The 20,324-nt window shown below is 74.7% G+C and carries 20 protein-coding genes; 15 read left to right on the top strand and 5 right to left on the bottom strand.

Features of this window, described 5'->3' with window-relative positions; all coding sequences use genetic code 11:
- Positions 1 to 7: 7 nt before the first annotated feature.
- Both FXF68_RS19980 and FXF68_RS19975 read left to right on the top strand, forming a co-directional pair.
- Positions 8 to 1,201 carry a DUF1996 domain-containing protein gene (locus tag FXF68_RS19980; RefSeq protein ID WP_148761436.1) on the top strand — a complete coding sequence of 398 codons (1,194 nt, stop codon included), beginning with the start codon at positions 8 to 10 and terminating at the stop codon, positions 1,199 to 1,201.
- A gap of 134 nt (positions 1,202 to 1,335) precedes the next feature.
- Positions 1,336 to 2,010, top strand: coding sequence for an NAD(P)H-binding protein (locus FXF68_RS19975; RefSeq protein WP_148761434.1), 675 nt, complete (start codon positions 1,336 to 1,338; stop codon positions 2,008 to 2,010).
- Between the two features lie 30 nt (positions 2,011 to 2,040).
- Here FXF68_RS19975 and FXF68_RS19970 read toward each other — a convergent pair whose 3' ends face one another.
- Positions 2,041 to 3,831 (bottom strand): AMP-dependent synthetase/ligase, encoded by a 1,791-nt coding sequence (locus FXF68_RS19970; RefSeq protein WP_148761432.1) that lies wholly within the window; start codon positions 3,829 to 3,831, stop codon positions 2,041 to 2,043.
- Between the two features lie 152 nt (positions 3,832 to 3,983).
- Here FXF68_RS19970 and FXF68_RS19965 point away from each other — a divergent pair, with 152 nt between their 5' ends.
- From FXF68_RS19965 to FXF68_RS19940, 6 genes are all read left to right on the top strand, one after another.
- Positions 3,984 to 4,679: a copper homeostasis protein CutC gene (locus FXF68_RS19965; RefSeq protein ID WP_148761430.1), complete on the top strand. Its 696-nt coding sequence runs from the start codon at positions 3,984 to 3,986 to the stop codon at positions 4,677 to 4,679.
- 106 nt (positions 4,680 to 4,785) lie between these two features.
- Positions 4,786 to 5,553, top strand: coding sequence for a metallophosphoesterase family protein (locus tag FXF68_RS19960; protein WP_148761428.1), 768 nt, complete (start codon positions 4,786 to 4,788; stop codon positions 5,551 to 5,553).
- Between the two features lie 60 nt (positions 5,554 to 5,613).
- Positions 5,614 to 6,048 (top strand): SRPBCC family protein, encoded by a 435-nt coding sequence (locus FXF68_RS19955; protein ID WP_148761426.1) that lies wholly within the window; start codon positions 5,614 to 5,616, stop codon positions 6,046 to 6,048.
- Between the two features lie 53 nt (positions 6,049 to 6,101).
- Positions 6,102 to 6,434 (top strand): hypothetical protein, encoded by a 333-nt coding sequence (locus tag FXF68_RS19950; RefSeq protein ID WP_148761424.1) that lies wholly within the window; start codon positions 6,102 to 6,104, stop codon positions 6,432 to 6,434.
- A 46-nt stretch (positions 6,435 to 6,480) separates the two neighbouring features.
- Positions 6,481 to 7,449: an ROK family glucokinase gene (locus FXF68_RS19945; RefSeq protein WP_148761422.1), complete on the top strand. Its 969-nt coding sequence runs from the start codon at positions 6,481 to 6,483 to the stop codon at positions 7,447 to 7,449.
- Positions 7,450 to 7,466: 17 nt separating this feature from the next.
- Positions 7,467 to 8,171: an endonuclease/exonuclease/phosphatase family protein gene (locus FXF68_RS19940; protein WP_148761420.1), complete on the top strand. Its 705-nt coding sequence runs from the start codon at positions 7,467 to 7,469 to the stop codon at positions 8,169 to 8,171.
- Here the strand turns inward: FXF68_RS19940 and FXF68_RS19935 are convergent.
- Positions 8,168 to 9,004: a hypothetical protein gene (locus FXF68_RS19935; protein WP_148761418.1), complete on the bottom strand. Its 837-nt coding sequence runs from the start codon at positions 9,002 to 9,004 to the stop codon at positions 8,168 to 8,170. The genes FXF68_RS19940 and FXF68_RS19935 overlap by 4 nt on opposite strands.
- Positions 9,005 to 9,344: 340 nt before the next feature.
- Between FXF68_RS19935 and FXF68_RS19930 the strand changes: the two genes are divergently transcribed.
- From FXF68_RS19930 to thiI, 5 genes are all read left to right on the top strand, one after another.
- The gene (locus FXF68_RS19930) at positions 9,345 to 10,079 is read left to right on the top strand and encodes a lysophospholipid acyltransferase family protein (RefSeq protein ID WP_148761416.1); all 735 of its coding nucleotides are present in this window, start codon (positions 9,345 to 9,347) and stop codon (positions 10,077 to 10,079) included.
- A gap of 36 nt (positions 10,080 to 10,115) precedes the next feature.
- Entirely contained in the window at positions 10,116 to 11,285 is a 1,170-nt protein-coding gene (gene macS / locus FXF68_RS19925; RefSeq protein ID WP_148761414.1) for a MacS family sensor histidine kinase, read from the top strand.
- 187 nt (positions 11,286 to 11,472) lie between these two features.
- Positions 11,473 to 12,144: a response regulator gene (locus FXF68_RS19920; protein ID WP_222870031.1), complete on the top strand. Its 672-nt coding sequence runs from the start codon at positions 11,473 to 11,475 to the stop codon at positions 12,142 to 12,144.
- Positions 12,145 to 12,249: 105 nt separating this feature from the next.
- On the top strand, positions 12,250 to 13,275 hold the full coding sequence (locus tag FXF68_RS19915; RefSeq protein ID WP_148761410.1) for a 6-phosphofructokinase: 1,026 nt from the start codon (positions 12,250 to 12,252) through the stop codon (positions 13,273 to 13,275).
- A 113-nt stretch (positions 13,276 to 13,388) separates the two neighbouring features.
- Entirely contained in the window at positions 13,389 to 14,615 is a 1,227-nt protein-coding gene (gene thiI, locus FXF68_RS19910) for a tRNA uracil 4-sulfurtransferase ThiI (protein ID WP_148761408.1), read from the top strand.
- A 13-nt stretch (positions 14,616 to 14,628) separates the two neighbouring features.
- Here thiI and FXF68_RS19905 read toward each other — a convergent pair whose 3' ends face one another.
- The 3 genes from FXF68_RS19905 to aroF all read right to left on the bottom strand — a co-directional run bounded on the left by FXF68_RS19905 (position 14,629) and on the right by aroF (position 17,814).
- Positions 14,629 to 15,528: a DUF5954 family protein gene (locus FXF68_RS19905; protein WP_148761406.1), complete on the bottom strand. Its 900-nt coding sequence runs from the start codon at positions 15,526 to 15,528 to the stop codon at positions 14,629 to 14,631.
- Between the two features lie 40 nt (positions 15,529 to 15,568).
- Positions 15,569 to 16,564 (bottom strand): EamA family transporter, encoded by a 996-nt coding sequence (locus tag FXF68_RS19900; RefSeq protein ID WP_148761404.1) that lies wholly within the window; start codon positions 16,562 to 16,564, stop codon positions 15,569 to 15,571.
- 203 nt (positions 16,565 to 16,767) lie between these two features.
- Positions 16,768 to 17,814, bottom strand: coding sequence for a 3-deoxy-7-phosphoheptulonate synthase (aroF, locus tag FXF68_RS19895; RefSeq protein ID WP_148761402.1), 1,047 nt, complete (start codon positions 17,812 to 17,814; stop codon positions 16,768 to 16,770).
- 282 nt (positions 17,815 to 18,096) lie between these two features.
- Between aroF and FXF68_RS19890 the strand changes: the two genes are divergently transcribed.
- Together FXF68_RS19890 and FXF68_RS19885 are read left to right on the top strand one after the other, a co-directional pair.
- Positions 18,097 to 18,720 (top strand): sulfite oxidase-like oxidoreductase, encoded by a 624-nt coding sequence (locus FXF68_RS19890; RefSeq protein WP_148761400.1) that lies wholly within the window; start codon positions 18,097 to 18,099, stop codon positions 18,718 to 18,720.
- Positions 18,721 to 18,829: 109 nt separating this feature from the next.
- Positions 18,830 to 20,317 carry a histidine kinase gene (locus tag FXF68_RS19885; protein ID WP_148761398.1) on the top strand — a complete coding sequence of 496 codons (1,488 nt, stop codon included), beginning with the start codon at positions 18,830 to 18,832 and terminating at the stop codon, positions 20,315 to 20,317.
- Positions 20,318 to 20,324: the final 7 nt, after the last annotated feature.

The raw sequence follows: 20,324 nt of genomic DNA, 5'->3' as shown, positions 1-20,324 counted from the left end.
CCTTTCCATGGGACATAAGAAAAAGGTATTCGCCGCGCTCATCCCGGCGGTCGCCCTCGCCACGGCGGTGAGCCAGGCGGCGGCCGGGACCGCGGTCGCGCAGCAGGGCCGGACGGTCCAGGGACACGGGCGGCCGACGGCCGACCCGTCCGCGGAGCCGCCCGCCGACCCGTCGGCCGACCCGTCCGCCGACCCGTCGGCGGACCCGTCGGCCAATCCGCCCGCCGATCCGTCGGCGGACCCGTCCGCGCCGCCGCAGGACCCCGGCGGCGGCGGGCGGACGGGCGGCTCGCCGCCTCCTCCGCAGAGCCAGGTGAAGCAGGGGCCGCGCCGCGACCAGTTCGTCGACATCCGGCGGGCCCCGCGCGTGCAGACGCCGCGCGCCTCCCGGGGCGGGTCGACCGGCGTGTTCTCCGTCAACTGCGGGACGAACGAGGGACAGGCGCACAGCAACCCGGACAACGTCGTCGCCGCGCCCGGCGTCGTGAACGGCGCGCACCACATCCACGACTACGTCGGCAACCTCGACACCGACGCGTTCTCGACCGACGAGACCCTCACCGCCGCCGGGACGACCTGCGCCAACGGCGACAAGTCGGCGTACTTCTGGCCGGTGCTGCGGCTGCGCTCGGGCCAGGACGACTCCGAGCGCGCCGGGCAGAGCAGGATCGACGGGAACGTCGGCAGCGTCGTCGAGCCGTCGTCGGTGAAGCTCCAGTTCCTCGGGAACGCGCGCGGCAAGGTGCGGGCGATGCCGCAGTTCCTGCGGATGGCGACGGGCGACGCGAAGTCGGCGACGAACGGGCTGACGAACGCGAACGCGCTGTGGTCGTGCAGCGGGTTCCAGAGCCGGGGCTTCACCGACAAGTACCCGCTCTGCCCGCGCGGCAGCCAGGTGCTGCGCGTGCTGAACTTCGCGGGCTGCTGGGACGGCCAGAACACCGACAGCGCCAACCACCGCACGCACGTCTCCTTCGCCGACAAGCGGACCGGCCAGTGCCCGCAGGGCACCGTCGCCATCCCGCAGCTGCGGATGACGCTCAGCTACCGGGTGCCCGCGCGGGCGCTGGCGTTCGCGCTCGACTCGTTCCCCGAGCAGGGGCACGACCCGGTGACCGACCACGGAGACTTCATCAACGTGATGGGCCAGCGGCTGATGCGGCAGGCCGTCACCGCGATCAACTCCGGACGCCGCCGCTGAGGGCGTCCGGAGGTCCCGGGCCGTCCGGGGGCGACCCGGTGTGCGCGGCCGGGGCGGGCGCCGCTGGACAGGACGGCGCCCGCACCGGCCGCGTCGACGCGACCCGGGGCCGCCCGGGTCCGTACGATCGCGGTATGGACATCGTGATCGCGGGCGGGCACGGCAAGATCGCGCTACGGCTCTCCAGGCTGCTGGCGGCGCGCGGGGACGCGGTGCGGAGCATCGTCCGCAACCCCGCCCACGCGGGGGACGTGCGGGACGCGGGCGCCGTCCCGGTCGTGTGCGACCTGGAGGCGGCGGACGCCGGCGAGGTCGCCGAGCACGCGACCGGCGCGGACGCGGTCGTGTTCGCCGCGGGCGCGGGCCCCGGCAGCGGCGCGGCCCGCAAGGACACCGTCGACCGCGGCGCGTCGGTGCTGATGGCCGACGCCGCCGAGCGGGCCGGGGTGCGCGGCTTCGTGCAGATCTCCGCGATGGGCGCGGGCGAGGCGCCCGCGCCGGGCCGCGACGACGTCTGGGCCGCCTACCTGCGCGCCAAGGGCGAGGCCGAGGACGACCTGCGCCGCCGCGACGCGCTCGACTGGCTGATCCTGCGCCCCGGGCGGCTCACCGACGACCCGCCCACCGGGCTCGTCACGCTCGCGGAGCCGCCCGTCGGGCACGACGTGGTGACCCGCGACGACGTGGCGGCGGTGATCGTGGCGCTGCTCGACGCGGACGACGTCCGCCGCCGGACGCTCGACCTGCTGAACGGCCCGACCCGGATCGAGGACGCGGTCGCCGCGCTCCGTCCCGCCCTCGGCGCCTGACCGGGGGCCGCACCGGGGGCTGCAGGGGGGCTACGAGGTGTAGAGGCCCTCGATGTCCGCGGCGAAGTCCTTCATGACGACGTTGCGCTTGACCTTGAGGCTCGGCGTGAGGTGCCCGGCCTCCTCGGTGAAGTCGACGCCGAGGACCGCGTACTTCTTGATCGCCTCGGCGTGGCTGACGGACCTGTTGGCCGCCGCGACCGCGCCGTCGATCTCGGCGATCACGTCGGGGTCGGCGCGCAGCTCGTCCACCGTCATCGACGCGGGCTTGCCGTGCCGCTCCTTCCACGGGCCGAGCGCCTCCTCGTCGAGCGTGACGAGCGCGCCGACGAACTTGCGGCCGTCCCCGACCACGACGCACTGGCTGACCAGGGGGTGGGCGCGGAGCCTGTCCTCCAGCGGGGCGGGCGCGACGTTCTTGCCCGCCGCGGTCACGAGGATCTCCTTCTTCCGGCCGGTGATCTTGAGGAAGCCGTCCGCGTCGAGGGAGCCGAGGTCGCCGGTGTGGAACCAGCCGTCCTCCAAGGCCTCCTTGGTGGCGTCCTCGTTGTTCCAGTAGCCGCGCATGACGTTGACGCCGCGGACGAGGACCTCCCCGTCGTCGGCGATGCGGACGTCCACGCCGGGGATGGGCCGGCCGACCGTCCCGATCTTGATTGCGGTGGGCCGGTTGACGCTGGCCGGGGCGGTCGTCTCGGTGAGGCCGTAGCCTTCCAGGATCGTGATGCCGACGCCGCGGAAGAAGTGCCCGAGCCGCTCGCCGAGCGCCGCGCCCCCCGACACCGCGTACTTCACGTTCCCGCCGACCGCCGCCCGCAGCTTGCCGTAGACGAGCGCGTCGAACAGCTTGTGCTTCGCCTTGAGCGCCAGGCCGGGACGCCCCGCCTGGAGCGCCCGGCTGTAGGCGATCGCCGTCTCCGCCGCCGCCTTGAAGATCTTCTCCTTGCCCTCGGCGGCGGCCTTCTGCTCGGCGCCGTTGTAGACCTTCTCGAACACGCGCGGGACGGCCAGCAGGAACGTCGGCCGGAACGAGGCGAGGTCGGGCAGCAGATTCGGGACGTCGCTGTGCCCGAGGACGATCCCGCCCTCGACCGTCGCGACCTGGATCAGCCGCGCGAACACGTGCGCCAGCGGCAGGAACAGCAGCGTGGAGCTGCCGTCGACGGCGACCTCCGCGATCGCGCCGCGCACCGCGTTGCGGGCCGTCGAGACGAGGTTCCCGTGGGTGATCTCGCAGCCCTTCGGGCGCCCGGTCGTCCCGGACGTGTAGACGAGCGTGGCGACGTCGGCGGCCGCGCGGGAGCGGCAGCGGTCCTCGACGACCCCGTCGCCGACCTCCGCGCCGAGCGCGACGACCTCGTCGACGCCGCCCGCGTCGATGCACCACACGTGCGCGAGGCCGGGCAGCCGGCCGCGGACCTCCTCCACCAGCGCGACGTGCGCGTCGGTCTCGGCGAACACGGCCTTCGCGCCGGAATCGCCCGCGATCCACTCGATCTGCTCGGCGGACGACGTCTCGTAGATCGGCACGGAGACCGCGCCGGCCGTCCAGACCGCGTAGTCGAGGATCGTCCACTCGTAGCGGGTCCGGGAGAGCAGCGCGACCCGGTCGCCCGGCTCGATCCCCGCCGCGACGAGGCCCTTCGCGATGCCGGACGCCTCCGCCGCGAACTCGGCGGCGGTGACGGCGCGCCAGGCGTCCCCGCTCCGGCGGCGCGCGACGATCGTGCCGGGCTCCTTCGCCGCCCGGTCGAAGGGCGTGTCGGTCAGGGTGGCGGAGTCGGGGACCTGCACCATCGCGGGGACGCTGAACTCGCGCACTGCCTGCTCCTGTTGTCGGCGTACGGGGCGGCGGGAAGGCGGCGGCGGCGTCGGCGCCTTCTCCGAAGTCGAATGATACCCACGGGTAGCCCGGCCGGGCCGTCTACGCTGGGCGGGACGCACACCGGCCATGGGTTCCGGGGGGAGCAACCGTGTCGCTGCTCGAAGTGATCGCGCTGACCGCCGACGACGCGCGCGCCGCGCAGGACGGCGGCGCCGACCGGATCGAGGTCGTCGCCGACATGGCCGCGGACGGGCTGACCCCCGACCCCGACGTCGTCGCCGCGATCCGCGCCGTCACCACGCTGCCGATGCGGGTGATGCTGCGCGCCAACGCCGGGTTCCGCACGTCCGGCCGCGAGCTCGACCGGCTCCGGCTCGCCGCGGCGGGCCTCGCCGAGCAGGGCGCGGACGGGTTCGTCCTCGGCTTCCTCGACCCGTCCGGGCACGTCGACGCGGGCGCCACCGGCAAGCTCGCCGCCGACGCCGCGCCGCTGCCCTGGACGTTCCACCGCGCGATCGACCACGCCACCGACCCGGCGCATGCCTGGGACGTCGTCCGCGGCCTCGGCGGCGCGCTCGACACCGTGCTCACCGCCGGGTCCCCGCGCGGCGTGGACGCGGGGATAGACGTCCTCGTCCGGCGCGCCGCCGACGATCCGGACGCGGCCGGGATGATCATGGCCGGGGGCGGGCTGCGCCGCAAGCACGTCGCGGCCCTCGCCGCCGCGGGCGTCACCGCGTTCCACGTCGGCACCGCCGTCCGCCCGGACGGCGCCTGGGACGCTCCGGTCGACCCCGCCCTGGTGGGGGAGTGGCGAGCCCTGGTGTCGGCCGCCGCGGGCTGACCCGCGCCCGGCGCGGACGCGGTGTGGACATAGCGCGGACATAGTGCGGACATACGGTGCGGACCCGTCCGTCAACACGGGCGAACCGCGCCATTAGAGTCGGTTCATGAGGATCCATGTGGTGAGCGACGTGCACGGCCGCGCGGACGCGCTGGCGCGCGCCGCGGACGGCGCCGACGCGCTCGTCTGCCTCGGCGACCTGATCCTCTTCGTCGACTACCAGGACCACGGGCAGGGGATCTTCGCCGAGCTGTTCGGGCAGGAGAACGCCGACCGGTTCATCGCGCTGCGCACGGCGAAGCGCTTCGCCGAGGCCCGCGAGTTCTCCCGCGGCCTGTGGGCGTCGCTCGACGGCGAGCCGTGGCCGCACATCGAGCGCGCCGTCGACCGGCAGTACGCCGAGCTGTTCGCGGCGATGCCGTCCCCGGCCTACCTCACGTACGGGAACGTCGACGTCCCGCGCATGTGGGCGCCGCACCTGCGGGCCGGGCACCGCGTCCTCGACGGCGAGACCGCCGAGATCGGCGGCCTGCGGTTCGGGTTCGTCGGCGGCGGCCTGCGCACCGAGTACCGCACCCCCTACGAGCTGGACGACGACGCCTACGCCGCCAAGGTCGAGGCAGTCGGCGCCGTGGACGTGCTGTGCAGCCACATCCCGCCCGCCGTCCCGGAGCTGCTGTACGACACGGTGGCGCGCCGGTTCGAGCGGGGCAGCGAGGCGATCCTCGACGCGATCCGCCGGACGCAGCCGCGCTACGCGCTGTTCGGGCACGTCCACCAGCCCCTCGCCGCCCGGACGCGTATCGGCCGGACCGAATGCGTGAACGTCGGGCACTTCCGGGCTCGCGGCGTGCCGTACGTCCTCACGGTGTGAAAGATACTTTGCTCTACCAGACGGGCCCGGGAGGGCCCAGCGACCCGGAGGGAGACGCAGATGGCCGACCGCACCAGCTCCTCCATCACGATCAAGGCCGGCAAGGCCGAGATCATGGCGGTGATCGCCGACCTGGAGGAGTACCCGCGGTGGGCGAGCGGGATCCGCGGGTTCGCCGTCCAGGAGACCGGCGCCGACGGCCGCGCGTCCCGCGCCCGCCTCACCTTCGACGGCGGCCCGTTCAGCGACACCGTCGGCCTCGCGTACGCCTGGGAGGACGACGACCGCGTCACCTGGACGCTGGTCGAGCCCGGCTCGGTCGTCACCGGCCTGCGCGGCTCCTACAGCCTCGCCGAGGAGGACGGCGCGACCGAGGTGACCTACGAGCTCGCGGTCGACGTCCGCATCCCCTTGATCGGCATGGTCAAGCGCAAGGGTGAGAAGCGCATCATCGACTCCGCGCTCAAGGGCCTCAAGCGCCACGTCGAAAGCTGAGCACGTCACGGAGGCGATACCGTTCACGCCGACGACGGATGGAAGATGGACCCATGAACGAGCATCCGGGCGACGTCCTCACCGAGGCCGCCAGACTGGTCGACGCGCTGATCAAGCGGGTCGGCGGCGGCCCGGACACCGCCGAGGACCCGGGCGCCGACCCGTGGCGCGACGCCGCCGGGCACCTGCGGGACGCCGGGCGGTCGCTGCTCGCCGCCGCGCTGGACGTGGCGGCGGCGTTCGACCGCCCCTCCCCGGGCGGCCGGGACGGCCCCGCGGAGGCGTCGGAGAGCGCACGGGCGGGTACGTCCGAGCGGTCGGGACGTCCCGAGACGGGCGAGCCGTGGTCCGCCGCCACCGGCGGCGGACCCATCGACATCGGGTAGTGCGGTACGGGCTCCATCCGGGGCGCGCGAGGAGGAGGAAGCGTACATGGCCCTGACCATCGGCGTTGATGTGGGCGGCACGAAGGTCGCCGCCGGGGTCGTCGACCACCGGGGGACCATCCTGGAGAAGGTCCGCCGGCCGACTCCGTCGACGAACCCCAAGGAGACCGCCGAGACCATCGCCGAGGTCGTCGACCTTCTCAAGGGCAAGTTCGAGGAGGTGACGGCGGTCGGGCTCGGCACCGCCGGCTTCGTCGACGAGTCCCGCTCCACCGTCCTGTTCGCGCCGAACCTCGCCTGGCGGGAGGAGCCGATCAAGGAGAAGGTGGAGAGCCTGGTCGGGCTGCCCGTCGTCGTCGAGAACGACGGCAACGCCACCGCGTGGGGCGAGGCCAGGTTCGGCGCGGGACGCGGCGAGAACTTCCTCGTCCTGGTCGCGCTCGGCACCGGCATCGGCGGCGGCATCATCATCAACGGCGAGCTGTACCGGGGCCGCTTCGGCATCGGCGCCGAGATGGGGCACTTCCGGGTCGTCCCGGACGGCCGCCGCTGCGGCTGCGGCAACCGCGGCTGCTGGGAGCAGTACGCCAGCGGCAACGCCCTCGTCCACGAGGCCCGCGACCTCGCCCGGGTCGCGCCCGCGATGGCCGGTCGCCTCCTCGAACTCGGCGACGGCCGCCCGGAGGGCATCAGCGGCCCCGAGGTGTCGCAGGCGGCCCGCGAGGGCGACAAGGCCGCGCTGGAGTGCTTCCGCACCATCGCGCACTGGGCGGGCCAGGGGCTCGCCGACCTCAGCGCGATCCTCGACCCGGGCGCGTTCATCATCGGCGGCGGCCTCTCCGACGCGGGCGACCTCCTCCTCGACCCGATACGCGCCGCGTTCGAGGACGCGCTGACCGGCCGCGGCCACCGCCCGCTGCCGGACATCCGCATCGCCGAGCTGGGCTCGGCCGCGGGCATCGTCGGCGCCGCCGACCTGGCCCGCGCCCGCTCCCGCGAGGACGTCACCGTCTGAACGGGGCCCGCCCGACCATGGCCGCGCTCCGCCTGCTCAGCTACAACATCCGGTCGCTGCGCGACGACCCGGTCGCGCTGGCGCGGGTCGTCCGCGGGCTCGCCCCGGACGTCATGTGCCTCCAGGAGGTCCCGCGCTTCGGCGCCTGGTGGTTGAAGCGCCGCCGCCTGGCCCGCGACTCGGACATGGGCGTCGCGGCGGGACGGCGGGCCTGCGGGCTCGCCGTCCTCGCCGCGCCGCGCGTCCGCCGCGTGGCCCGCGAGTTCCACCTGCTCACCCCGGACCCGGACCTGCACCGCCGCGCCCTGGCGATCGCCGTCCTGGAAGTGGACGGCGCCCGTTTGATCGCCGCCAGCACGCACCTGGACCTGCGGGACGGGCCCCGGCTGCGCCACGTCCGCGAGATCCTCGCCCACCTGGACCGCGCCCGCGCCCGCCACCGCGCCCCGGTGATCCTGGCAGGCGATGTCAACGAGGAGCCGGGCGGCCCGTCCTGGACGCTCCTCACCGACCGTTTCCAGGACGCCTACGCGACCGCGCCGTCCGGCGAAGAACCGACCTTCTCGTCCCGCGATCCGACCCGCCGCATAGACGCCGTCTTCACCGACCCGGAAGTCCGGATCAACGGCTGCGGCGTCCCCACGACCGACGAAGCCCTGACGGCCCTCTACCCAGAGGCCACCGACCACCGCCCCCTACTGGCGGACCTGGAGCTTTCCTAGACAACGGCTCCGTCGTCGGGGTCTCGGGGTTCGTCGCCCATGCGGAGGACGAGGGTGACGAAGCCGCCGATGAAGGCGGCGACGGCGAGGAAGGCGGCCCAGCCGGGGACCTCCCAGTCGAGGACGACGGTGACGAGGAGGTAGAGCGGGCCGCCGATGAGGGCGATCCAGGCGCCCTTGGTCAGCGGGTCGGCGCTCGGCAGCGGCGGGGGAGGCGGTGGGACGTAGTGGGCGTCGTCGTCGGCGTCCGGCGGGAAGTCCGGGGGCTCGGCGGCCTTGATGACGCGGGCGCGGGGGAGGCGGCCGGTGCGGTCGTCGCCCTCCCGGGGCGGCTCGGCGGGCTCGCGGACGTTCTCCTCGTCCGGCCAGGGGACGTCGTCGCCGTCGGGGGTGGAGTCGAAGCCCGCGACGATCTCGGCCCAGATGGCGTCCTCGTCGCGCTCGGCGACGTCGCCCGCGTCCTTGGCGGGGGCGGCGCCGCCCTCGGCGTCGCGGGGCCCGGCGACGTCGACGTCGGCCTCGGGGCGCTCGGACGGCTCGTCCGAGCCGCGGGCGGACGCGTCGCGCAGCCGGGCGAGGTGGGCGCGCAGGATGCCCTCGGCGGCGGGCTTCATCTCGACGTCGACGTAGAGCCGGTCGAGCAGGTCGCCGGCGAGCTGCTCCCCGGCGGGCTCGGCGAGCTCGGCCAGTTCGGCGAGGTCGGACGGCGAGGACGCGTACGCCGCCACCCCGGCCTCGCCCAGTGCCGCGAGCATCGCGTCGGCGAGGTGCGGGGCGAGGTCGACGAGTGGGGCGTAGGCGTCCGCTGACAGTCCATTGCCACGGCGATTCACGGGGCCGGCTCCTTCGGGCACTCCGGCGTGACCGACAGCCTCGGCATGACGGCCTCCGCTCCCCATCGACATGTGCGTCCGGCCGCGCCGCCCGCGGCGGCCCGTCCGGACACCCTGAAACGTGTGTCCCACGGTATTCGCTGCGCGGCCCGGGACAAGCCCCGCGGCGCACCCGATTGAGATTGACGCATCAAACCCTACGTTCATTCCCGGGACCCGGCGACGCCCGCGTACCGGCCGGTAGAAGGGCGGGACGCGGAGTGGGAGGATGTCCCATCATCCCGTCTGCCAGGGGCCGGACGCGCGCCCCGGAGGCGCCCGGCCCGAGGAAGGTCCCCGCATGCTCTGGTTCTGGATCCTGCTCAGGGTCGTCCTCTCGCCCATCCTCTACCTGGGATGGTGGCCGCGGAACCGGGGGATCCGGAACGTCCCGAAGCGGGGCCCGGCACTGCTCGTCAGCAACCACCTGTCGTTCGCGGACCACTTCTTCGGGCCGCTGCCGCTGATGCGCCCGATCTTCTTCATCGGCAAGGGCGAGTACTTCACCGGCAAGGGGCTGAAGGGGCTGATCAGCAAGGGCTTCTTCACCGGGGTCGGCGTCGTGCCGGTGGACCGGACCGGCGGCTCCGCCTCCGAGGCCGCGCTGCAGACGGGGCTGCGCATCCTCGCGGAGGGCAAGCTGCTCGGCATCTACCCCGAGGGCACCCGCGCCCCCGACGAGCGGCTGTACCGGGGCAAGACGGGGGTGGCGCGGCTGGCGCTGAAGTCGCGGGTCCCGGTGATCCCGATGGCGATGATCAACACGCACCGGCTGATGCCGCCCGGCCGGACCCTGCCGCGGCTCGGGGTGCGCCCCGGGGTGCGGTTCGGCGAGCCGATGGACTTCTCCCGCTACTACGGCCGGGAGGACGACCGGGACGTCCTGCGGCAGATCACCGACGAGATCATGCAGGCGATCCGGGAGCTGTCCGGGCAGGAGTACGTCGACCGGTACGCCGCCGAGGTGAAGGCGGAGCTGGGCGGGAGGACCGTCGTGCCGGACGACGACGACGGCGGCCTCAGCGACCGCGGCTAGCGACCGAGTTGAGCGGGCCGAGTTGAGCGGGCGGGGATGAACGGCGGCGAGCCGGGGCTGGGGCTGGAGGCGGCGCTGTGGCGGGCCGTGGCGGTCTACCGCGTCCTGGCGCTGGGGTACGCGGCCGTGGTGATCGCCATGAACTTCGGCGGCTATGCCCACCCGGCGGCGGGCTGGGCGGTGCTCGGCGCCATGGCCGCGTGGACGGCGTACGCCGTCCACGCCTACGCCGACCCGGGGCGGCGGAGGTGGGACCGGCGGGGCTGGCCACTGCTGGCCGCCGATCTGGCGGTGGCGGCCGGGTGCCTGCTCGCGACCGCGTGGGTGGAGTCGGTACAGAACATCCAGGCGGGACGTCCGACGCTGCCGGTGTCGTGGGTGGCGGCTCCGGTGCTGGCGTGGGCGGTGGCGGGCGGACGCCGGGTCGGCGTGCTCGCCGCGCTGGTCCTCGCCGCCGCGAACCTGCTGGTCCACGCGCTCGCCGGGACGACGGGCGGGATGGGCTCGCGGACGTTCAACGGCATCGTCCTGCTGGTCTTCGCGGGCCTCGTGGTGGGGCACGTCGTCCGGCTGGCCCTGGAGGCGGAGGCGCGGCTCGCGCGGGCCGTCGAGCTGGAGTCGGCGACGCGGGAGCGGGAGCGGCTCGCCCGCGGCATCCACGACTCGGTGCTCCAGGTGCTGGCGATGGTGCGGCGGCGCGGCGGGGAGCTCGGCGGCGAGGCGGCCGAGCTCGGACGGCTGGCGGGCGAGCAGGAGGCGGCGCTGCGGTCCCTGATCGGCGCGAGCCCGGTCCGGGAGGCGGGTGGGAAAACGGGCGGGGAGGTCGACCTGCGTCCGCTGCTGACCGCGCACGGGTCGCCGTCCGTCACGGTGTCCACGCCCGCGACGGACGTCCGGCTGCCCGCGCACGCCGCGCGGGAGGTGGCGGCGGCGGTCGCGGCGGCGCTGGACAACGTCCGCCGGCACTGCGGCCCCGGCGCCCGCGCCTGGGTCCTGCTGGAGGACGGCCCCGGCGAGGTGACGGTGAGCGTCCGCGACGACGGCCCCGGCATCCCCGCCGGGCGCCTCGACGAGGCCGCGGCGGGCGGGCGGCTCGGCGTCGCCCAGTCCATCCGCGGCCGGGTCCGCGACCTCGGCGGGACGGTCTCGATCACGTCCGCGGAGGGCGAGGGCACCGAGATCGAGATGACCGTGCCCCGCGGCTAGGGTGGCGCCATGACCGCAGCGAAGCGAGGATCATGGCGCCACCCCTCCGGGGGTCTGGGGGGCGTCCCCCAGAAAGGGACGGCGCCATGACCGCAGCGAAGCGAGGATCATGGCGCCTCCCATGCGGGGGTCTGGGGGGCGCACCCCGGAAGGGGACGGCGGCGTGAGCGAGGTTTCCCTGCGGGTCATGGTCGTGGACGACCACCCCATGTGGCGCGAGGCCGTCGCCCGCGACCTCGCCGAGGCCGGGCACGACGTCGTCGCGACCGCCGGGGAGGGGCGCGCCGCCGTCCGCGTCGCCGCCGCCGCGCGCCCGCAGGTCGCCGTCGTCGACCTCCAACTCCCCGACATCAGCGGCGTCGAGGTCACCCGTCACCTGGCCGCCGCGGACCCGCCCGTCCGGGTGCTGGTGCTGTCGGCGAGCGGGGAGCAGCAGGACGTCCTGGACGCCGTGAAAGCGGGCGCGACCGGCTACCTGCTCAAGTCCGCCGCGCGCGAGGAGTTCCTGGACGCCGTCCGCCGCACCGGCGAGGGCGACGCCGTGTTCACGCCGGGGCTCGCCGGGCTCGTCCTCGGTGAGTACCGCCGCCTCGCCGCCGGGCCCGCGCCCGCCGCCGACGACGCGCCCCGCCTCACCGACCGCGAGACCGAGGTGCTGCGCCTCGTCGCGAAGGGGCTGACCTACCGGCAGATCGCGGAGCGGCTCGTCCTGTCCCATCGGACGGTGCAGAACCACGTGCAGAACACCTTGCGCAAGCTCCAGCTCCACAACCGCGTCGAGCTCGTCCGGTACGCCATCGAGAAAGGGCTCGATCGGGACGCCGGGCGCCCGCCGAACGGCTATGGTCTAGACCAATGACGGCACGCCGGGCGACCCGGCGAATGCCGCGTTCCGCCGTGCGCGGACGGCTAGTCTGACCATGTGGACCGAGGGAGGAGCCCGGTGGCGGGACAAGGAGACGGCATGCGCGTCGGAGTGCTGACCGGGGGCGGCGACTGCCCCGGCCTGAACGCGGTGATCCGCGCGGTCGTGCGCAAGGGCGTCCAGGTCTACGGCTACGAGTTCGTGGGCTTCCGGGCGGGCTGGCGCGGCCCCCTCGAAGGCGACACCGTGGCGCTCGACGTCCAGGCCGTGCGCGGCATCCTGCCCCGCGGCGGGACCATCCTCGGCTCGTCCCGGACCAACCCGGTCAAGGTCGAGGGCGGCATCGAGCGGATCAAGGACAACCTCGCCGGGCTCGGCGTGGACGCGCTGATCGCCATCGGCGGCGAGGACACCCTCGGCGTCGCCCGCGAGCTGTACGCGAACGGCGTCAACGTCGTCGGCGTCCCGAAGACGATCGACAACGACCTCAACGCCACCGACTACACCTTCGGGTTCGACACCGCGGTGAACATCGGCATGGAGGCCGTCGACCGGCTGCACACCACCGCCGAGAGCCACCACCGCGCGCTGATCTGCGAGGTCATGGGACGGCACGCGGGCTGGATCGCGCTGCACGTCGGGATGGCCGCGGGCGCCAACGTCATCCTCATCCCCGAGCGGCCCTTCGACATCGACAAGGTCTGCCAGTACGTCGAGAGCCGGTTCAAGACCCGCTACGCGCCGATCATCGTCGTGTCCGAGGGCGCGCACCCGGTCGACGGGCAGATGGCGCTCCAGGCCAAGGAGCGGGACGCGTTCGGGCACGTTCGGCTCGGCGGCATCGGCCAGGCCCTCGCCGACGAGATCGAGAAGCGCACCGGCAAGGAGGCCCGCGCCACCGTGCTCGGGCACATCCAGCGCGGCGGCACCCCGACCGCGTTCGACCGCGTCCTCGCCACCCGCTTCGGCCTCCAGGCGATCGACGCGGTCAAGGACGGCGACTACGGCAAGATGGTCGCGCTCCAGGGCACCGACATCGTCCGGGTCGGGCTGGACGAGGCGACCAAGGAGCTGAAGACCGTCCCGCTGGAGCGCTACTCCGAGGCCGAGGTCTTCTTCGGCTGACCGTTCCGGCTGACCGTCCCTTGGCGGGAACAGTCGTACGCGGTCGCGATGTTGGTCTCTCTGGGCCACACTGGAGACCCGTCCTTGACCTGTTCCCGCCGGGAGGATCACGCATGACCACGCTCGACACCGCGCCCGCGGACGTCCGGGAGCAGTCGCCGGTCGACGGCGAGCCGTGCGTGCTGCTCAAACTGGGCGAGGTCGTCCTCAAGGGCAAGAACCGCGAGAGGTTCGAGCGCCGCCTCGCCGACAACGTGCGGCAGGCGGTCCGCCCGATCGCCCGGGTGGACGTCATCCGCCGCCACGGCGTCTTCATCGTCCGCAAGCACGATGCCGACCTCGCCACCATGGGCCGGGTCGCGCAGCGGATCACCGACGTGATGGGCATCGTCTGGGCGCACCGCGCCTGGCTCGTCGGCAAGGACCTCGCCAGCGTCGAGCGCGCCGCCCTGGAGCTGATGGACGGCCGCACCGGCACGTTCGCCGTCCGGTCCCGGCGCCGCGACAAGCGGTTCCCGATGACGTCCACCGAGCTCGACCGGCACATCGGCGGGCTCGTCGCCGACAAGTACGGCCAGCCCGTCAAGCTCAAGGACCCCGACCACACGCTGTCGATCGAGGTCGACCGCGACGAGGTCTTCGTCTACTCCGGCGGCCTGCCCGGCCAGGGCGGGCTGCCCGTCGGGATGAGCGGCCGGGCGCTCGTGCTGATGTCCGGCGGGATCGACTCGCCCGTCGCCGCGTACCGGATGATGCGGCGCGGCCTGCGCGTCGACTACCTGCACTTCTCCGGCATGCCGTTCACCGGCCCCGAGTCGATCTACAAGGCGTACGCGCTGGTCCGCGAGCTGGACCGGTTCCAGGGCGGGTCGCGGCTGTTCGTCGTCCCGTTCGGCAAGGCGCAGCAGCAGATCAAGTCGTCCGGCGCCGACCGGCTCGCCGTGATCGCGCAGCGCCGGCTGATGCTGCGCACCGGCGAGGTGCTCGCGAAGCGGCTGCGCGGCGCGGCGCTGATCACCGGCGACGCGCTCGGCCAGGTGTCCAGCCAGACGCTCGCGAACCTCACCGCGCTGGACGACGCCGTCGAGATGCCGATCCTGCGCCCGCTCGTCGGCATGGACAAGGTCGAGATCATGGACCAGGCCCGCCGGATCAGCACCCTGTCGATCTCCGAGCTGCCGGACGAGGACTGCTGCACCATGCTCGCGCCGCGCCGCGCCGAGACCAAGGCCAAGATCGACGACCTGCGCCAGATCGAGAAGCGCCTCGACGTGGGGGAGCTCGCCGACCAGCTCGCCGACTCGGTGCAGGAGCACCGCCCGGTCTACGGCGACGCCTAGGACGGCCCGGGGGTCAGCGGGCGTCGAAGTCGGTGGGGCGCGGCGGCTCGGGGCCGTCCGGGTCGAGCAGCGTGATCCGCTCGACGCGGACGATCCGGAACCGGCGCCCGGCGACGGCGATGCCGTTGCGGCGCGTGTCGTCGGCCATCAGCTCCGCCGCCTCGGCGAACTGCGCCACGTCCGTCGCGCCCGGGCTCTCCACCGCCGGCACCACGTGCCGGAAGTAGGTGACCAGCGCGTCGCGGGCCTGCCGCGGGGCGTCGTGCAGCCGCCCGACCGGGCGCCACCGCCGCTCGGTCCGCTCGGCGACCGTGAACGCGGGCGCCAGCGCGACCGGGGTGAGGTACGCGCCGGACGGCTCGCCGCCCGCCGCCGCCGCGGCGTCCAGCACCTGGCACAGCAGCTCGGTCATCGCGAAGTCGGCGGCGGGGCCGTCCTCGGCCAGCAGGTCGTAGGGCCGGGACGGCGTCCCGCGCCCCCCGGCGGGCGGCTCGTCGAGGTCGGTCGGACGGGGCGGCTCGGGGCCGTCCGGTCCGGTGCGGACGAGCTGCTCGATCCGCACGATCCGGAACCGCCGCCCGCCCGCCGTCACCTCGTCGACCGGCTCGTCCTGCAGCCTTCGCGCGGCGGCGAGCAGCCCGGCCCGGTCCGGCGCGCCGTCCGCGGCCCGTTCCTCCAGGTGGACGGCCAGCAGCTCGCGCGCGCCCTGCGGCAGCGGATCGCACTGGCACACCACCTGCCAGCCGTCCCGGACCTGTTCGGCGGCCGTGAACAGCGCGCCGACGACGACCAGCTCCGGGTAGGCGGAGAGGGCGCGGCGGGCGTCCGCCAGCACGACCGCCGCGACGGGGTCGACGCCGTCCAGATCCTCCGGGAACAGCCGCCCCCCGGCGTCACCATCGCCCGTAGTCATGCCGGACATCATCCTCGCCGCGCCCTCGGCGGCCAATGGTTCAGACCAATTCGTTACCGCCCTGTGCGCGACCGCCCCTCGTCCGCCGCCGGACCGGCGCGACGAGCGCCACGAGGCTCGCCGCCAGCAGCGCGAGCCCGCCGAGCGCGGGGCCGCCGAGCCGCTCGCCGAGCAGCGCCGTGCCGAGCACCGCGGCGACCGCCGGCTCCGCCAGCGTCAGCGTCGTCGCGGTCGTGGCGGGCGTCGTCCGCAGGCCGCGCGCGAACAGCAGGTACCCGCCGCCGGTGGTGACCACGCCGAGGTAGAGGGCGATGAGGCCGCCGGGCACGGTGAGCGCCCAGCCCGCGGGCGCGACGGCCAGCACCGGGACGAGCGGGACGGCCGCCGTCCCGAACAGCGCACCGGCGACGGCCCGGTCGTCCTCGCCCCGGGTGATCAGGACGGACGCGATCGTCGCGTACACCGCGTACGACAGCCCGGACAGCAGCGACAGCCCGATGCCGGCCGGCTCGGCGCCCGCGTCCTGCCCGCCGCCGACGAGCAGCGCGCAGCCGGCGACGGCCCCGGCCGTGGCGAGCGCCCAGCGGCCGGTCGGCGCGGACCGCCGGGCCGCGACGCCGAGCACGCCGGTGAACGCGGGCGCGCTCCCGATCGTGACGACCGTGGCGACCGCGACGCCGGTCCGCCCGGCGGCAGCGAAGAACGCCGTCTGGTAGACGGCGATCGCGACGGCGCCGGCGCCGATGAGCGGCAGGTTCCGGCGGTCGCGCAGCAGCCGCACCAGCCCGGCCCCGCGCCGGGTGAGCGCGGCGGCGGCGAGCAGGATCAGCCCGCCGATGACGATGCGGACGGCCGCGACGGAGAGGGCGGACGACCCGTCCGCGAAGGTGCGGACGGTCCCGGTCGTCCCCCAGAGGGAGGCCGCGACCAGGATGTCGGCCCGCCCGCCCGCGCGTAGGCGGGCGGACGGGCGGGTTCCGGAACGGCGGCGGTCAGACGCGGACGTGGATGTGGATACGGACGTGCGCTGGGACACGAGGAAGGCTCCCGAGCTCGAATCGGACGGAGAAGATCATCCGGATTCGGGGCACGGAAGGACGCGGCCGGGCGCGAGCGGCGCCGGGCCGGGTCTCGGTACGCGCGAGTGCGTTCGCCGCGCCCCGTCAGGGGCGGGGCGGTCCGCAGTTCGGGGTCCAGTACTCCACGCGCCGCACGATAGCCGATCGGCGCGCCCGAGGGTCAGGCCGGGACGGCGTCCGGGTCCGCGGCCTCGGTGAGCGTCCGGCCGACGATCGGCGGCAGGTCGCGGACGAGCTTCGCCAGCTCGCGCAGGTCGCCGTCGACCAGCGCCTGCGGGCCGTCGCAGAGCGCGGTCTCCGGGTGCGGGTGGACGTCGATGATCACGCCGTCCGCGCCGACCGCGATCGCGGCCCGGGTCAGCGGCAGGACGAGGTCGCGGCTGCCGCCCGAGTGCGACGGGTCCACGATCACCGGCAGGTGGGAGAGGCGCTGCGCCACCGGCACCGCGGAGATGTCGAGCGTGTTGCGGGTCGCCTTCTCGAAGGTGCGGATGCCGCGCTCGCACAGCACGATGTCGAGGTTGCCGCGCTGGGCGACGTACTCGGCGGCCATCAGCCACTCCTCGATCGTCCCGTTCATGCCGCGCTTGAGCATCACCGGCTTGCCCGCCTCGCCCGCCGCCTGCAGCAGCGCGAAGTTCTGCGCGTTGCGGGTGCCGATCTGCAGCATGTCCGCGTAGGACGCCACCAGCTCGACGTCGGCCGCGTCCACCACCTCGGTGACGATCGGCATGCCCGTCTCCTCCCGCACGTCCGCGAGGATCCGCAGGCCCGCCTCGCCGAGGCCCTGGAAGGCGTACGGGGACGTCCGCGGCTTGAACGCGCCGCCGCGCAGCAGCGTCGCCCCGGCCGCCCGCGCCATCTGCGCGGCGCCGAGGGTCTGCTCGGGCGTCTCCACCGCGCACGGCCCGGCGATCAGCGTCACCGTGCCGGGGCCGATCGGCACCCCGCCGACCCGCACGACCGACCGCTCGGCGTGGTTCTCCCGGCTGACCAGCTTGTACGGGGCCGAGATCCGGATGACGTCGCTGACGCCGCGCATCCCGCGCAGGTTCAGCGTGCCGAACTGCTGGACGTCGCCCACGAGCCCGACGATGGTCCGCTCCACGCCGCGGCTGACGAACGCCTCCCCGCCCGCCGTCTCGACGAGCGAGACGACGGCGTTGACATCCGCTTGGCTGGCCTCCGGGGCCATGACGACGACCATGGTGTGCTGCCTCTCCTTATTCGCCGGGTTGCGCGCCCGGTGCCCTGGCGGGCCACGCGAACGGCCCCTGGGACGACGAGAGCCCCGGGCCGATGCGGCCCGGGGCTCTCGCCTTCTGTGGTCTGTCAGCGCAGCGTCTGGCAGACCAGCCTCCCGGGCCGGTCGTACCAAAAGAAATAGACGATGCTGCGCACGGGCCCAGCGTAGCCGAAGTCGCGGCGTGCGTCGGGAGCCCACCCCGAATATGGCTCAGCTCACGCCGGATGGCAGGATGGCCGCGTCATGTCCCACCCCGATCGGCCCACGCCGACGCCACGCGAGCTGCCGCCCGGCCAGTACGTCCCCCGGGGCTGGCCCGTCCTGCACTACGGGCCGGTGCCGAAGTTCCGGCCCAAGGACTGGGACTTCCGCGTCTTCGGCGCGACGGAGTCCGGCGAGCAGCACCGCTGGACGTGGGACGAGTTCGACGCCCTCCCGAAGGCGTCCGCCGTCGCCGACTTCCACTGCGTCACGAAGTTCACCATCCCGGACAACGAGTGGGAGGGCGTCCCGTGCTCGGCGGTCGTCGAGCTGGCCCCGCCCGCCCCGGACGTGACGCACGTGATGGTCTGGGCCGAGTACGGCTACAGCGCCAACATCCGGATGATCGACTTCCTCGCCGACGGGACGATGTTCGCCACCCACCGCGACGGCGAGCGGCTCAGCCCCGACCACGGGTTCCCGCTGCGCGTCGTCGTCCCGCACCTGTACGCGTGGAAGAGCGTGAAGTGGGTGCGAGGCGTCGAGTACCTGGTCAGGGACCGGCGCGGCTTCTGGGAGGAGCGCGGCTACCACAACGTGGCCGACCCGTGGCGGGAGCAGCGCTACTCCTACCAGGAGGACGAGGGCGAGTCGCCGCCGCTGTGACGGCCCGTCCCGGATCGCGCGCGCCCTGGGCGTATGCGACACATCCGAGACCTTCGTAAATGGCCAACACGCGGGCCCGCGCGGACGACAGGCGTTACCGTACGTTGTCATGTTCCTACCGTCCGTCGCGGACGTCGTGGCCTGCGCCGCCGCCTCCGGCGCCACCGCGGGAGCGTGCGCGCTGCGCGGGCGGCTGTCCCGGCGGGTGCGGCCGTCCCGGCCGGCGCGGTGGTCGCCGGTCCCGTGGCCGCGCCGGGGGCCGTTCCGGGCGCGCCTCCCGCGCCGCCGGGCCCGGCCGCCGCTGCCGACCGCGCGGCGCCTGCCGCCGCTCGGAGCGCTGCCCGGCGTCCCGTCCGGCGTCCCTTCCGGCCGGGCCGAGCCCGCCGCGTTCGCGAGCCTGCACCTGCTGTCGCGCGCGTCCCCGGCCCTGCGCGCCGGGCTGACCGAGGACGCGGCCCGCAAGGCCGCCCGCCCGCTGCGCGCCCTGCTCGGCGCCGAGGCCGTCGCGCTGGTCGGCCTCCTGCCCCCCGACGACGCGGACGACCCCGACGATCCCGACGATCTCGACGAGGACGCCGAGCCGGGCCGGGTGCACGCCGCGCCCCGGCTGCTCGCCTGGGACGGCGCGGCCCGCGGCGCGCACGCGGCGGACGCCGTCCGGCACGCCCTGCCGGTGCTCGCCACCGGCCGCCCGCGGGTGATCGCCCCGGAGCTGCTCGGCTGCCCGAACCCGCGCTGCCCGGCCCGGGTCGCGATGGTCGCCCCGCTCACCGTCGAGGGACGGGTCGAGGGCGCGCTCACCGCGTACTGGCGGAACGCGTCGACCGCGCGGGTCCGGGCGGTCGGCGAGGCGGCCCGGCTGGTCACCGGCCAGCTGGAGCTCGCCGGGCTGGACGGCGCCCGGCTCCGGCTCGCCGAGGCCGAGATGCGGGCGCTGCGCGCGCAGATCTCCCCGCACTTCGTCTACAACTCGCTGACCACGATCGCCTCGTTCGTCCGCACCGACCCGGGGCGCGCCCGCGAGCTGCTGCTCGACTTCGCCGACTTCGCCCGCTACTCGTTCCGCGACCCGCGCGACTTCACCACGCTCGCCGACGAGCTGCGCTCCATCGACCGCTACCTGCTGCTGGAGCGGGCGAGGTTCGGCGACCGGCTGCGGTTCCGGGTGGACGTCGCGCCCGAGGTGCTGCCCGTCGCGGTGCCGTTCCTCGCGCTCCAGCCGCTGGTCGAGAACGCCGTCCGGCACGGCATGGCGGGCCGCGCCGACGCGTTCCACGTCTCGATCATCGCGCGCGACTCCGGCGCGGAGGCCGCGATCAGCGTCGAGGACGACGGCGTCGGCATGGACCCCGAGCGCCTCCAGGAGATCCTTTCCGCGCCGCTCGGCGGCCCCGGGCCGACCGGCTGGGGGAGCGTCGCGACCCGCGCGCGGCGGCGCGACGGGGGCGGCGCGGGCATCGGGCTCGCCAACGTCGACGAGCGGCTGCGACAGGTCTACGGGGACGAGTACGGGCTCACCGTCGAGACCGCGCTCGGCGCCGGGACGAAGGTAAATTTACGCGTCCCGAAGTACCGCCCAGGAGTGTTTCCGGACTGATGAGCGC

Origin of the sequence: Actinomadura decatromicini (assembly GCF_008121305.1) — a bacterium.
Lineage (GTDB): Bacteria > Actinomycetota > Actinomycetes > Streptosporangiales > Streptosporangiaceae > Spirillospora > Spirillospora syzygii.
This window is presented reverse-complemented; position numbering and strand designations above follow the sequence as displayed.

Excerpts from the sequence above, each read along its gene's own strand:
- FXF68_RS19980 (WP_148761436.1), top strand. The coding sequence starts at position 8 with ATGGGACATAAGAAAAAGGTATTCGCCGCGCTCATCCCGGCGGTCGCC.
- FXF68_RS19975 (WP_148761434.1), top strand. The coding sequence starts at position 1,336 with ATGGACATCGTGATCGCGGGCGGGCACGGCAAGATCGCGCTACGGCTC.
- FXF68_RS19960 (WP_148761428.1), top strand. The coding sequence starts at position 4,786 with ATGAGGATCCATGTGGTGAGCGACGTGCACGGCCGCGCGGACGCGCTG.
- FXF68_RS19955 (WP_148761426.1), top strand. The coding sequence starts at position 5,614 with ATGGCCGACCGCACCAGCTCCTCCATCACGATCAAGGCCGGCAAGGCC.
- FXF68_RS19950 (WP_148761424.1), top strand. The coding sequence starts at position 6,102 with ATGAACGAGCATCCGGGCGACGTCCTCACCGAGGCCGCCAGACTGGTC.
- FXF68_RS19945 (WP_148761422.1), top strand. The coding sequence starts at position 6,481 with ATGGCCCTGACCATCGGCGTTGATGTGGGCGGCACGAAGGTCGCCGCC.
- FXF68_RS19940 (WP_148761420.1), top strand. The coding sequence starts at position 7,467 with ATGGCCGCGCTCCGCCTGCTCAGCTACAACATCCGGTCGCTGCGCGAC.
- FXF68_RS19930 (WP_148761416.1), top strand. The coding sequence starts at position 9,345 with ATGCTCTGGTTCTGGATCCTGCTCAGGGTCGTCCTCTCGCCCATCCTC.
- macS (WP_148761414.1), top strand. The coding sequence starts at position 10,116 with ATGAACGGCGGCGAGCCGGGGCTGGGGCTGGAGGCGGCGCTGTGGCGG.
- FXF68_RS19920 (WP_222870031.1), top strand. The coding sequence starts at position 11,473 with ATGGTCGTGGACGACCACCCCATGTGGCGCGAGGCCGTCGCCCGCGAC.
- FXF68_RS19915 (WP_148761410.1), top strand. The coding sequence starts at position 12,250 with ATGCGCGTCGGAGTGCTGACCGGGGGCGGCGACTGCCCCGGCCTGAAC.
- thiI (WP_148761408.1), top strand. The coding sequence starts at position 13,389 with ATGACCACGCTCGACACCGCGCCCGCGGACGTCCGGGAGCAGTCGCCG.
- FXF68_RS19905 (WP_148761406.1), bottom strand. The coding sequence starts at position 15,528 with ATGACTACGGGCGATGGTGACGCCGGGGGGCGGCTGTTCCCGGAGGAT.
- aroF (WP_148761402.1), bottom strand. The coding sequence starts at position 17,814 with ATGGTCGTCGTCATGGCCCCGGAGGCCAGCCAAGCGGATGTCAACGCC.
- FXF68_RS19890 (WP_148761400.1), top strand. The coding sequence starts at position 18,097 with ATGTCCCACCCCGATCGGCCCACGCCGACGCCACGCGAGCTGCCGCCC.
- FXF68_RS19885 (WP_148761398.1), top strand. The coding sequence starts at position 18,830 with ATGTTCCTACCGTCCGTCGCGGACGTCGTGGCCTGCGCCGCCGCCTCC.